11 protein-coding genes are annotated in these 12,323 nt (G+C 44.7%); 4 read left to right on the top strand and 7 right to left on the bottom strand.

Going from position 1 to position 12,323, the window contains the following annotated elements; all coding sequences use genetic code 11:
- Positions 1-54: 54 nt before the first annotated feature.
- On the top strand, positions 55-1,083 hold the full coding sequence (locus tag H6G17_RS19125) for a hemolysin family protein (protein ID WP_192159812.1): 1,029 nt from the start codon (positions 55-57) through the stop codon (positions 1,081-1,083).
- Positions 1,084-1,167: 84 nt separating this feature from the next.
- Here the strand turns inward: H6G17_RS19125 and H6G17_RS19120 are convergent, their stop codons facing one another.
- Complete coding sequence (locus tag H6G17_RS19120) at positions 1,168-2,664, bottom strand: aldehyde dehydrogenase family protein (RefSeq protein WP_192159810.1); 1,497 nt, start codon at positions 2,662-2,664, stop codon at positions 1,168-1,170.
- Between the two features lie 508 nt (positions 2,665-3,172).
- Between H6G17_RS19120 and H6G17_RS19115 the strand changes: the two genes are divergently transcribed.
- A complete protein-coding gene (locus H6G17_RS19115; RefSeq protein ID WP_192159808.1) occupies positions 3,173-4,477 on the top strand; it encodes an efflux RND transporter periplasmic adaptor subunit in 1,305 nt (434 codons plus the stop codon).
- 4 nt (positions 4,478-4,481) lie between these two features.
- Here H6G17_RS19115 and H6G17_RS19110 read toward each other — a convergent pair whose 3' ends face one another.
- Together H6G17_RS19110 and H6G17_RS19105 are read right to left on the bottom strand one after the other, a co-directional pair.
- On the bottom strand, positions 4,482-6,740 hold the full coding sequence (locus H6G17_RS19110; protein WP_192159806.1) for a pentapeptide repeat-containing protein: 2,259 nt from the start codon (positions 6,738-6,740) through the stop codon (positions 4,482-4,484).
- 51 nt (positions 6,741-6,791) lie between these two features.
- Positions 6,792-7,145 carry a hypothetical protein gene (locus tag H6G17_RS19105; protein ID WP_015156067.1) on the bottom strand — a complete coding sequence of 118 codons (354 nt, stop codon included), beginning with the start codon at positions 7,143-7,145 and terminating at the stop codon, positions 6,792-6,794.
- Positions 7,146-7,685: 540 nt separating this feature from the next.
- Between H6G17_RS19105 and H6G17_RS19100 the strand changes: the two genes are divergently transcribed.
- Positions 7,686-8,123 (top strand): hypothetical protein, encoded by a 438-nt coding sequence (locus tag H6G17_RS19100; RefSeq protein ID WP_242038484.1) that lies wholly within the window; start codon positions 7,686-7,688, stop codon positions 8,121-8,123.
- A 116-nt stretch (positions 8,124-8,239) separates the two neighbouring features.
- On the opposite strand, the gene H6G17_RS19095 is transcribed toward H6G17_RS19100, so the two are convergent.
- From H6G17_RS19095 to petB, 4 genes are all read right to left on the bottom strand, one after another.
- Positions 8,240-8,608, bottom strand: a complete 369-nt coding sequence (locus H6G17_RS19095) for a hypothetical protein (protein ID WP_015156069.1) — start codon at positions 8,606-8,608, stop codon at positions 8,240-8,242.
- A gap of 180 nt (positions 8,609-8,788) precedes the next feature.
- Positions 8,789-9,232, bottom strand: coding sequence for an anti-sigma regulatory factor (locus H6G17_RS19090; protein WP_015156070.1), 444 nt, complete (start codon positions 9,230-9,232; stop codon positions 8,789-8,791).
- 218 nt (positions 9,233-9,450) lie between these two features.
- A complete protein-coding gene (petD, locus tag H6G17_RS19085; protein WP_039716396.1) occupies positions 9,451-9,933 on the bottom strand; it encodes a cytochrome b6-f complex subunit IV in 483 nt (160 codons plus the stop codon).
- A 98-nt stretch (positions 9,934-10,031) separates the two neighbouring features.
- The gene (petB, locus tag H6G17_RS19080; protein WP_015156072.1) at positions 10,032-10,700 is read right to left on the bottom strand and encodes a cytochrome b6; all 669 of its coding nucleotides are present in this window, start codon (positions 10,698-10,700) and stop codon (positions 10,032-10,034) included.
- Between the two features lie 298 nt (positions 10,701-10,998).
- Between petB and ctpA the strand changes: the two genes are divergently transcribed.
- Positions 10,999-12,237 carry a carboxyl-terminal processing protease CtpA gene (gene ctpA / locus H6G17_RS19075; protein WP_192159802.1) on the top strand — a complete coding sequence of 413 codons (1,239 nt, stop codon included), beginning with the start codon at positions 10,999-11,001 and terminating at the stop codon, positions 12,235-12,237.
- Positions 12,238-12,323: the final 86 nt, after the last annotated feature.

The raw sequence follows: 12,323 nt of genomic DNA, 5'->3' as shown, positions 1-12,323 counted from the left end.
CTCTACGATGACTTCTAAATTAATAATGATGAATTCTGAGTTCTCAATTCTGCCATGCTTGCCTTAGTTGCTGCCGTACTGATTGTCATTTCTGGTTCTGCCCTCTGTTCTAGCGTAGAAGCTGCTTTATTTTCTGTTTCTACACTTAAAGCCAGACAGCTAGCACAGTCAAAAAATCCTGCCGCAGTCGCACTACTAGCAATTCGCGATCGCATGAATCGCCCGATCGCGACAATCGTGGTTCTAAATAATATTTTTAATATTGTTGGTAGTATTGCGATCGCCCGCATTGCCGAGACGGTTTTAGGTAACACTTTATTAGGAGTTTTTTCTGGACTTTTGACTTTTCTCATCATCATCTTTGGTGAAATTATTCCCAAAACTTTAGGCGAACGATATTCTCAAAGATTAGCGCTCCTTGCTGCTCTACCTGTGACTGCACTGACTTTTATTTTCACTCCCTTAGTTTGGATTATGGAGAAAGTCACAGCACCTTTTACCCGCAAAGAAAAACTGCCGACTACAAATGAATCGGAAATCATGCTACTAGCCAAGATTGGCTATCAAGAGGGAATTATTGAAGATGATGAAGCCGAAATGATTCAGAGAGTGTTTATGCTAAACGACCTCACGGCTGCCGATTTAATGACTCCTAGAACAGCTTTAACTTACTTACGAGGTGATTTGACTTTAGCTGCAAGCAGAGTGGACATAATTAATTCTCAGCACACGCGAATTATTGTTATAGAAGATTCATTAGATCGAGTTATTGGAGTTACTTTAAAAGACGAACTTCTAACAGCAATGGTAGAAGGAAAGCGCGAGCGTAAAATTGCTGAATTCACTCGTAAAGTTCGATTTGTGCCAGAAACAATTCATGCCGATCGCTTGTTGAGAGCATTTCAAAAAAGCCGCAATCACCTTGTCGTCGTAGTCGATGAATATGGCACGGTTTCCGGTGTTGTCACTCTCGAAGACGTATTAGAAATCCTGACAGGCGAAATTGTCGATGAAACAGACAAAATCATCGATTTACAAGCAGCAGCACGCAATAGATTAGCCAGAATGTTAAAAATACAGTAAATTTAGGTTCGCTAACATTAGTCAATCGCTAAAAGTTTGACAATCGCATCACTTTTAACTTTTAACTTTTAACTTTTGACTTGCTCAATCGCGATTATCAATTTGGGCGCGTTGCAAACTCCCAGAATAATCTACATAAACAGTTTTCCATTCTGTAAACACATCTAAAGCCGCAGTTCCCACCTCCCGATGCCCGTTTCCCGTCTGTTTCATACCACCAAAAGGCAAATGGACTTCTGCCCCAATTGTAGGACCGTTAATATAAGTAATTCCAGCTTCAATATCGCGCATTGCCTGAAACGCCAAATTGACATCGCGGGTATAAACCGAAGAAGATAAACCGTATGGGGTGTTGTTGAGAATTGCGATCGCCTCTTCAAAAGAACCGACTTCTATTAGCCCCACCACAGGACCAAAAATTTCTTCTTTCGCCACGCGCATCTCTGGCGTGACTTTATCTAATATTGTTGGTTGAAAGAAAAAGCCATGTATGAGATTTTCCGTATTAGCTATCTCCCCACCAGTTAATACTTTTGTTCCCTCAGCACGGGCAATTTCTAAATAATGGTTCACTCTTTGCAATTGGGCAGAATTAATCAGCGGTCCCACTTCAGTTTGCGGATCTGTACCAAGACCTAATCGTAACTGATGAACTCTTTCTAACAACGAGTTAGTAAACTCTTCCTTAATATCGCGGTGGAGGATCAGCCGACTCGTAGCAGTACAACGCTGTCCGCTAGTGCCAAAAGCGCCCCAAACAGCCCCATCTAATGCTAGGTGCAAGTCGGCATCTGCCATCACGATTTGAGCATTCTTACCTCCCATTTCCAAGCAGGAACGCTTGTGAGTGCGTCCGCAAACAGAACCCACTTCAGCCCCCGTTTCCGAAGATCCGGTAAACGACACCAAATTTACGTCAGGATGTTCGACTAACGCCCGTCCTGTCTCTTCTCCCAAACCATGCACGATATTAACAACGCCATTTGGTAAGCCTGCTTTGTGAAATAACTGGCTGAGATAATGAACGCAAGTTGGAGTATCTTCCGCTGGCTTGAGAATGACTGTATTACCGCAAATCAAAGCAGGAAAAGCTTTCCAGCAAGGAATAGCCACAGGAAAATTCCAGGGAGTGATGAGGGCGCAAACTCCTACAGGTATCCGCATTGTCATCGCGAACTTATTGGGCATTTCTGAAGGGGTAGTTTGCCCAAACATCCTTCGTCCTTCTCCTGCCATGTAGAGGGCGCAATCAATGCCTTCTTGCACGTCTCCTCGGGCTTCTGTCAGGGGTTTACCCATTTCCCTGCTAATGAGTTGAGCGAGTTTCTCTTTGTGTTGGAGCAATAATTCTCCAACACGATAAATTATTTCGGCACGGGCGGGAGCAGGTACGAGTCGCCAAGATTTAAAGGCTTTACGGGCAGCTACTACGGCTGCATCGACATCAGCAGCGCTGGAACGGGGAAAAGTTGCTACTATGTCTCGCCAATCAGAGGGATTGCGGCTTTCTAAAGTTTCACCTGATGCGGCAACCCATTGACCGTTGATATAATTCTGGCACTCTAGCAGGGGGGCGGTCATGAGGCAAGACCTCCAACAATTTCTGTAATTCTATGGTAGTTGGTAGCTGACGGCTACGCAGCATAAGTTGTTTGTGGAGCGAATGAGAGCGTCGATATCAGTAAAAATACGATTATTTTGTTGATGGTGTTTATTAAAATGACAAGTTTCTATAGTTTTGAATTAAGTAAGTGTGAATTTACACTGTAATTTTAAATACCTATGCCATACTGATTTTAATTCCACTAGGTTATGGATCCGAAATTCTATGTAGTTCTCTGGTAGTTAAGTTTACACAAATTGATTTACAACTTCACTAAAACTGTGCCATAAAAGATCCCCCCAACCCCCCGATAAATTGGGGGGCTAAGAATGGTCTAGCTTTCACATTTTGAAAGAGAGTGTAGGGTGGGCATTGCCCACTCACAATAAAACTTGCTTATCTATATTAAAACTATGTAATAAATCAGTTTTTATTGCAGTCAAATATTAGAGATAAATAATTAACGTTACAGGTTATCGTCAGACAATGCTTTTATTTGGAAAAAACCCTTTAAATCAATACCAACAAAATTCTAGTCAGGATAATAGCGATCGCCTCATTTTTAACTGGTTTAAAGATATCGGCTTGCGGGAATCATTATTACTATCAATTTATGCATTTGGCTTAACTACAGTCATTTATCTTACTTGCCAAAATAACCAACCTTCATTCGCATCATCAAGTGTTGTCAAACAAGATATTCCGGTGGGAAAATTAGAGTTTACTGGTACAGTTTATCCAGCCAAAAGAATGAAGATTTCTACTAGCACAGCAGCAGTTGTAAAAGAAATCTATGTCGATATTGGCGATCGCATTCAGCCTGGTCAACCGATATTAAAATTAGAAAACTTAGCGAGTTGGCAAAAACTCGATCGGTTAAAAAAAGAACAATTTCAGAGTAATTTAGAACTTGAAAAAGCTCAACAAAAACACGAAAATGCCGCTCAAAAAACAGTGCAACTCCAGCTAAAAACAGCAATTGTTAATCGCAAAATCGGAGCGATCGAACAACTGTTTGATACAGAATCACGTTTGAGTAAGGCTGAATTAACTTTACAATTATGGCAACAACAGCAAGATATCGTTCAAAAAGCTAAAGGCATATACCTAAGAGCAGCAATGCAGCACGATCGCCTCAAAAAATTAGCTAGTCAGGGGGCAGTTTCTTCAAGTGAAGTCGAGCGATCGCAAGCTAAGTTAGCTACTGCTAAAACAAATTTAGTTAAAGCAGAAACAGGCGCAATCTTACAAGAAATCGAGCAACAACAACGCCGACAGTGGCAACTTCGCAAACAACTAACGCTACTCGAACACCAACAACAACTTGCTGCGATCGAAGGACAAATACAACTTGCTCGTTCGCAGTCTCGTCAAGCAACTCAGAGGCTAAATCTGCTTCACCAGCAGCGCTCTTTGTTACCGAAAGAATCAGATCTCACAGGATCGTTTCCAGTCACGGCTAAAGCAGCAGGCGTTGTTGTCAATTTACCCGTAGTTGTGGGCGATCGCATCTACGCAGGTAGAGATTTAGTAGAATTAGCGCAACTAAAATCTTTAAAAGTACGAGTTTCTGTTAGTACTAGTTTAATTAATACATTACGTTTAGGTCAAAGAGCAGTCGTACAACTAGGCAAAGCAGCTTCTGCTCAGCAGATTGAGGCAACAGTCGTGACAATTAGTCCGATTCCAGAGCAAGATCGGACTCATATAGTCGAGGTACAATTTCAAAACCCACAAGAAAACTTGTTAGTCGGTCAGGCTGCAAAAGTTCGCTTTGTTGCAGAAGAATAAAACGTTAAGGACAACGTGGATGATATCCTCCGTAAACGCAAATATAAGCAATCTGCTGGGCATCTAAATTTTTCACCTGGCTAAAATTTACACCCTGCACTAATGCTGCTTGAGTATATTCTGGTGGCGTGGCAATGAAGCGATCGCCTGATGCCGGAGGTTGAGGACTAAACAGGATCGTCCCCCGAAAGTCAGCTCCTGCTAAATTTGCTCCGCGCAAATCTGCCATTCGCAAATCTGCCTGACGCAAGTTGAGATTTTGCATTTGGGCATGATTTAAATTACTGCTGCTGAGACGCGCTAGGCTCAAGTCAGCATGACTGAGATTGGAGTGACTCAGATCCGCACTCGATAAATCTGCCCCCTGCCAATTCGATTTGGTCAAATTAGCTGACTGCAAGCGCGTGCTTAAAGCGCTGACGCGGCTCAAACGAGCGGCGTGTAAATTAACATCAGACAAATTTGCCGTACTCAAGTTTGCTCCTGTCAAGCTAGCATCTACGAGAGTTGCTGCTTGTAAATTAGCCCCTACGAGTTGGGCGCTACTGAGATTAGCATGACCGAGACTAGCCGCAGATAAATTGGCTTGGTTGAGATTTGCCTGCATCAGCTCGATCCGCTCCATCGGTACGCGGCTGAGATTAGCTTTAGTTAGGTTAGCGCCCTTCATCTGGGCATGGTTCAAATTGGCGATCGCGTCGTCAAAAGTATCCCAGTGCCGATCTGCCCCAGCGTCACGCCACTGACTAGCTGGTAAACTAGCACGGTTCAGATTAGCGCCTTTGAATGCTACGCCAGCAAAATTGACTCGTTCTAGCTCTAGGGTAAAAGCCCGATCTTGACTGGTGCTAGGAGCGAGATTAACGCGGCTCAAATCCATGCCCTGTAACCTACCACCATAAACTGCCAAAATTTTGCCGATCGCCTGTTGAGTGGCTTGCAAATGTTGCGTCCGTCGAGCTAATTCGGTAGGGCTACTGTTATAACGTCCGGCAGCTATTTCATTCGCGATCGATTGATTCAAGCGCTGTAAGTATGGCAAAGCCGAGGAACCAGAACTAACCAAAGCTTGCTGTACCGTGCCGATAATCTCGTGGCGTTGCTCTTGTCCGAGCAGATCGACAAGTAACTGAAGTACCTGCGGATCGCCAATCGTACCCAAAGCTAAAATTGCCCTTTGGCGATCGCTCAGGGTAGTGCCACTAGCATCTAGGTGTTGAATTAGAGTGAGAAACTGCGTACTTTTATTCTCTGCTAACTGCCGCTGATATTTTTGCGCCTGAATGTAGATTTGAATTCCAATCAAGGTTCCTAATACTGCCACCATGCAGGACAAAAAAGCTAAAAGTAGTAACACATTAGGATGTTGGCGCATCAACTGCCACCAACTACGCCGCACTTTTGGTTTAGTAGTGACAGATTTACCAACTGATGGCTGAGGCTGTAACCGAGGCGAAGGACTATTATGAAGCCCCCTACTCCCCGCTCCCTGCTCCCTACTCCCTGCCCCCTGCTCCCAGTTCGTCCCTGCGCTCTGCGCTCTGCGCTCTGCTCCCTGCCCCCTGCTCCCTATTAACTGTTTCGCTCTAGTCCCAGGCAAAATAGTCATAGCGCGATTGGCATCTACCACGTAAGTGCCTGCAATTAAATCGTGCCAACAGCGACGCTGACGGTGAAAACGGGCAGTCATGCCTTCACCTAGTACGAAGAAACAAGACAAGCCGAAAAATATGCCCAAATGAGGAAAAGCCGTCGCCCGCCACATAATATAGGCTACGGAGAGTGGTAAGCCCCACATTCCCAAAGCTTCTCGGATCGCGATCCGAGATAGACCTGGAACCGTGCCAGCAGCAGAAACAACCCGTACCCCCAACCAGCGCTTGGGTAGAGTACTGCCTGTTTTTCCCAGTAAATACAGTTGCCATCCCCCTACTAACAAAGGAGTGACGACAGCGACAGACCAAAATATATTCGTCAGGGGTGTGACGAGACGGCGATCGCTCGGCTCGGCGGATATAGTTAGGGTACTGGCGATCGCTTTTTGAGTTAGGACTACCACTGGATTTGGGGTAACTTGCTCCCCCGACGGCTCCAGTTTTGCCTGTTCTCCCAAGCTATAGGGTATGAGTCCGCTGAGTGCAATCAGCGATACTTCTACTGCCCATGCCGCAAAGCGTCTAGTTGCTAATGGTAGCGGTTTGCTTTCCGCCTGCACCGAACGACGAGCGCGATTGGCATTTCTCCTCACACTTGAATTCGCCATCTTAATAGTTCCCCTTATCGTTGTTTTCACTCCTCGATCGCGGGCATCAAGCTATCGGTTATTTGTTTCAGCTCGACTGACAAAAAACCGATATCCCACATACAACACCAATGCCAGCACTCCTAAGCTGATGACCGCTGCTACTAGGTTTAGCACCGCTCTGAGAATTGCAATTCCAAATACAGCTCCAACACTTATGACTATAAGCTTGCTGACACTCGATAGATTACGAAACCAGTTGAAAAACTGTCCCAAAGGCGATGGCTCGCTAGCAGCGATTTTTGTCTCTTGTATTATTTGAGGTGTTGCAGGCTGCGGTCTTGTCACCTCCGCAGATGCAGAATTCGCTTCTCTTTCTAGTTGTTCTAAGCGTTGTTGCAAATCTCGATCTGATTGAGGATTCATATGCTTTTACCGAATCGATTAGAAAGTAGTGAGTGGTGCGTGGTGAGTGGTGCGTCAGAAGAGGAGAGAGGCAAAAGGCGCTCTTGCAAGAGGCAGTTTCTCCCTCAGCTCCCCTACTCCCTACTCCCTGCTCCCTGCTCACTGTTATTAGGGCGATTGTAGCTAATGCAAAGCACAACTACACACTGACTTGGATAGGAAAACTTGACAAACAACTATATATGTTTGTTATGAATGGTTTTCCGCCCAAAAAATGGAGAAATTACGCAAGTTTTTGAGAAAATTCAATTGTTATAATTAGATTCAATAGCAGTCTAACCGTCACTGTAAATTAATTGCAAATTACAGCTACAACTCTATCGGAAGATGCAGATTTAGCGGCGGAGGTTATGAGGTAGTAACAGATTCAGCCTTGTGATAGTTGCAGTAGATTCAAGCATTTGATTCTCGAAAAGCAAATAAATGACCTGCATTTCAGGTAGTTTAAACCTAGTAATTTAAAGTCCGTAATGGATAAATAAAATGACAAAGCAAGCTACTATGTACAAGTTCATAAAGTGGAATATACTACCTTCCGTTTTAATTATGAGTTGTGCGATCGCAGCTACAACTTTCGCTCAGGAAGCAGTAGTAAAAGTTCCCCCCCAATTAGAAGCAGACCCCCTAGTTGTTAAAGGTAGATCTGGAGGAGAAAAAAACAGCGATTGCGGTAACATCAGTACGACTCCCAGTCAGGTGCTACAAGTACCAGAACCTTTACCATATCTCAAGCTACAAGTACAGAGCGAAGGAGAACCTACACTACTGATTGAAGGACCAGGAAAACGGCGTTTTTGCGTACTGGCGGATACAGCAGCAGGAGAAGCTCCCGAAATCTCAGGTTACTGGGAAGCAGGAAAATACTCGCTATACGTTGGCGATCGCACTCAAGGACAATATCCCTATACCCTTTCAATCTCTCAGAAAAAAGGTGAATAGATCGATCGTTGGTCGTTCGTCATTTGTCATTGGTTAACACTGCACTCACGACCAATGACAACTGATAACTTTGTAGAGACGTTACATGTAACGTCTCTACACTGACAACTAAATTATCACTCTTCCGAGCTAGCTGCGACTTCCACAGCTTGTACGTCAATCGTCCCTGGAGGTGTTAAGCGACTCAACTTGCCTTGCTCTACTTTCAAGAGTTCGCCACAACTAGGACACTGAAGTTGGGTACGATTGAGTGCTGCTAGTTCGTAGCTACACACCGGACATTCAGACTGAACGAGGTTGCGTTGCAGCCACCAGCGAAACCAGACGAATGCGATCGCAGGAGCCAACAACAGCAGTCCCATTAAAATTAGAAATGAGTTGACCAACCAGCCAAGACCTACCGCACCCAATAACCAGATGAAGAGGAATAGGGTGAGCCAACCGGAGAGGCGGGAAAAACTAAGTTGAAAAGACTTGAGGCTCATGTTCTTTCTATTAAGCTGCTCTGCCTCTAGGATAGCTAGGGGTCGGGAGTTTTAGGGGCGGGTTTTCAGCATACCTATCGAAGAGCAAACAATTCTACGGTTAAACCCGCCCGTACAGGGAAGTAGGAGAATTGTAAAAAATTTGTCATTAATTACACAATACCAATTACCCTGCGCGATTTATGTCTTAACTTCTTGGCGGTTTTTATCGCTTTTTACAATTAGTAAGCAATTTCTGCCGTCAGCAGCCCGTTCGTATACGACTCGATCTGCTAAGCGTCGCAATAGAAACCAGCCATAGCCTCCTTCTTGTAAGGTTCCTGGTTTAGGTTCGGCAATTGCATCGGGGTTAAAAGGCTGACCCCGATCCCAAATTCTAATCTCAATGCGATCGCTCCATAATAACAGATCGATATCTATTGCCGTTTCTCGCGGTAGGGCTTGATGGGCGTGTCTGACCGCATTCGTAAATCCTTCTGCTAAAGCTAAATTTAAGCGATATAGTTGACCCTCAGACCAAGGTATTTGACCGCTATGTTGAAGACAAAAATCTTCAAACCAGTCTTGTACCTGGTTCAGTAATTTTAAATCGCTACACACCCTCAGATGATTTTGCTCCAACATGCCACGGCTTGACCGCGATCCGATGTTAATTGCTTGTCAACTCAATAAATGTTTACTTATTCTTTTTTTATTCTGTAATCGCGACTACTATCAAGTCTCTGTAATTAAAATTGACACCTGTTGGCGTTTCTCATTCAGTGGATACGCTTTTTGAGAAACCCACAGGTGTCAAGACAAATCCATACTTAATACACTTGATTAAGTGCAGAACTGAACGACTAGAACAGACCGAAAGTAAAAGATTTGTCAATCGGGAAAGCAGCACCAATACCGAGCCACAAGGTAACTAAAGTTCCAACTAAAAACACAGTTGTTGCGACTGGACGGCGGAAGGGATTTTGGAACTTATTGACATTCTCAATAAATGGAACCAGAATTAACCCCAGTGGTACGGAAGCCATCAGCACGACTCCCAATAATTTATTGGGAACTGACCGCAGAATTTGAAATACTGGGTATAAATACCACTCAGGTAAAATTTCCAGAGGCGTAGCGAAAGGATTTGCTGGTTCGCCTACCATTGCTGGGTCTAGTACGGACAAAGCGACTATACAAGCACCCGTTCCCAAAATTACCACAGGGAAAATATAGAGCAAGTCGTTAGGCCAAGCAGGTTCGCCATAATAATTATGACCCATGCCCTTAGCCAGCTTGGCACGTAATTGAGGGTCGCTCAGGTCTGGTTTTTTTAGTGTTCCCATCTTTAAAGTTGTTCTCCTTTTTTGTCATTGGTCATTGGTCAACTGTCATTTGTCAGCAGTTTGATTCAAATGACAAATGACAGTTGACGAACATCAAATTACAACGGACCAGAAATACCTTGCTTGCGGATCATTAGGAAATGCAGCAGCATGAAGACAGCGATCGCCCAAGGTAAGACAAAGGTATGAGCGCTGTAGTAGCGAGTTAGCGTTGCTTGACCTACACTCGAACCGCCGCGCAACAAGTCAGCAATGAGAGTACCGACGACTGGAATCGCTTCTGGTACACCACTAACGATTTTTACCGCCCAATAGCCGACCTGATCCCAAGGTAAGGAGTAACCCGTTACACCAAAGGAAACGGTAATTACTGCCAAAATTACGCCTGTTACCCATGTCAGTTCGCGGGGCTTTTTGAAACCGCCAGTTAAGTAAACTCTGAATGTATGCAAGATCATCATCAGCACCATCATGCTGGCTGACCAGCGGTGGATGGAGCGGATCAACCAGCCGAAGTTTACATCCGTCATGAGGTACTGTACGGAAGCATAAGCTTCAGTTACAGTTGGCTTGTAATAAAAAGTCATGGCGAATCCAGTCGCAAACTGGATTAAAAAGCAAACCAGGGTGATACCACCGAGACAGTAAAAAATATTGACGTGTGGGGGGACGTACTTACTGGTTACATCTTCAGCAAGAGCCTGGATCTCCAAGCGCTCCTCAAACCAGTTGTATGCTTTTGAATCAGTTACCTGTTTACTAAACATCAACCAAAAGTTCCTAAAAATGGATTGCGTCTGTTCAAATTCCCGATTGTCTTTGCAGGGATCGTCTATTCAAGGTTTTCTAGTGGCTAGAAATCCAGTCATTTCGATCTTAATTGCGATCGCGAACAATTTGCTCGTCCAGACTGCATCAGATTCTATAAAAAAAGTAACATAGTCGAGAGGACAGTTGGAAGAAGTCGGAAGTCAGAAGTCGGAAGTCGGAAGTCAGAATTAACTTGCTCCCTACTCCCTGTCCCCTGTTCCCTAGTTCCACTGATAACTGAGTAACTGATAACTGATGATGTCAAAGCGAATTTTCCAGATCGGAGTTTTGTTGGTCATGCCAATTCTGCTAGCGTTGAGTATTTGGACTCAGCCAGCAACCGCCATCACGGAAGAGCAGAGAGTGGTAGTAGAAGCATGGCGAATTGTCAATCGCGCCTATCTGGACGATACGTTTAACCATCAAAATTGGTCGGCAGTGCGGCAACAAGCACTCAAACAACCCCTTGACAACCCAGAGTCAGCATATACAACAGTCGAAAAAATGCTGGCAAGTTTGAACGAGCCTTTTACTCGCTTTTTACGACCAGAACAGTATCGTAGTTTACAAGTTAATACTTCTGGCGAACTGACAGGTGTAGGACTGCAAATTGCCCTCAATTCCAAAACAGGACAGTTAGAGGTCGTAGCACCAATTGCTGGTTCTCCAGCGGAAAAAGCAGGTATTCAATCTCGCGATCGCATTCTCAAAATCGATGGTATCCCGACTACCCAATTAACTCTAGATGAAGCAGCAGCCAAAATGCGGGGTCCGGCAGGCAGTAAAGTTCTGCTGATAGTAGAACGGGATGGTTCGCCAACAGAAATCCAAGTAGCCCGCGATCGCATTGCTGTCAATCCCGTAGTTGCCCAACTCCAAACCTCACCTAGCGGAGCAGAGATCGGCTACATACGCCTGATTCAATTTAATGCCAACGCCACAGCAGAAGTTGCCCACGCGATCGCCAATTTAGAAAAACAAGGTGCTGATGCATACATTTTGGATTTACGCAATAATCCTGGAGGCTTATTGCAATCGGGAATTGAAATTGCCCGTCTGTGGTTAGACGAAGGCACAATCGTCTATACGGTTAACCGCCAAGGCATCCAAGGAAATTTTGAAGCTTTTGGCTCGGCATTAACTCACGACCCCCTAGTCGTCTTAGTCGATCGCGGTACGGCTAGCGCCAGTGAAATTCTCGCTGGAGCGCTGCAAGACAACGGACGAGCGAAAATTGTTGGCGAAAAGACGTTTGGTAAAGGCTTAATTCAATCTTTGTTTGAACTATCGGATGGCTCGGGTATGGCTGTCACCGTTGCCAAATACGAAACCCCAAATCATCGAGACATTCACAAGCAGGGCATTGTCCCAGATCTTAACGTAGCAACCGATCGCCTCAGCCGCGACCAAATCGCCACCGCAGCAGACCCACAATATTTAGCAGCAGTAGAATTATTAAGCAATACACCAGCTATTGCTAAAAGTGACAAATGATTTGTTGGTAGTTGGTAGTTGGTTGTTGATTGACGGTTGACGGTTGACTGATAACTGGTCGCTGATAACTGATAATAAAGCAGAAG

The organism is Chroococcidiopsis sp. [FACHB-1243] (genome assembly GCF_014696895.1).
GTDB lineage: Bacteria > Cyanobacteriota > Cyanobacteriia > Cyanobacteriales > Chroococcidiopsidaceae > Chroococcidiopsis.
This window is presented reverse-complemented; position numbering and strand designations above follow the sequence as displayed.

Excerpts from the sequence above, each read along its gene's own strand:
- petB (WP_015156072.1), bottom strand. The coding sequence starts at position 10,700 with ATGTTTAGTAAACAGGTAACTGATTCAAAAGCATACAACTGGTTTGAG.
- petD (WP_039716396.1), bottom strand. The coding sequence starts at position 9,933 with ATGGGAACACTAAAAAAACCAGACCTGAGCGACCCTCAATTACGTGCC.
- H6G17_RS19095 (WP_015156069.1), bottom strand. The coding sequence starts at position 8,608 with ATGAGCCTCAAGTCTTTTCAACTTAGTTTTTCCCGCCTCTCCGGTTGG.
- H6G17_RS19105 (WP_015156067.1), bottom strand. The coding sequence starts at position 7,145 with ATGAATCCTCAATCAGATCGAGATTTGCAACAACGCTTAGAACAACTA.
- H6G17_RS19125 (WP_192159812.1), top strand. The coding sequence starts at position 55 with ATGCTTGCCTTAGTTGCTGCCGTACTGATTGTCATTTCTGGTTCTGCC.
- H6G17_RS19100 (WP_242038484.1), top strand. The coding sequence starts at position 7,686 with ATGTACAAGTTCATAAAGTGGAATATACTACCTTCCGTTTTAATTATG.
- ctpA (WP_192159802.1), top strand. The coding sequence starts at position 10,999 with ATGATGTCAAAGCGAATTTTCCAGATCGGAGTTTTGTTGGTCATGCCA.
- H6G17_RS19110 (WP_192159806.1), bottom strand. The coding sequence starts at position 6,740 with ATGGCGAATTCAAGTGTGAGGAGAAATGCCAATCGCGCTCGTCGTTCG.
- H6G17_RS19120 (WP_192159810.1), bottom strand. The coding sequence starts at position 2,664 with ATGACCGCCCCCCTGCTAGAGTGCCAGAATTATATCAACGGTCAATGG.
- H6G17_RS19090 (WP_015156070.1), bottom strand. The coding sequence starts at position 9,232 with ATGTTGGAGCAAAATCATCTGAGGGTGTGTAGCGATTTAAAATTACTG.
- H6G17_RS19115 (WP_192159808.1), top strand. The coding sequence starts at position 3,173 with ATGCTTTTATTTGGAAAAAACCCTTTAAATCAATACCAACAAAATTCT.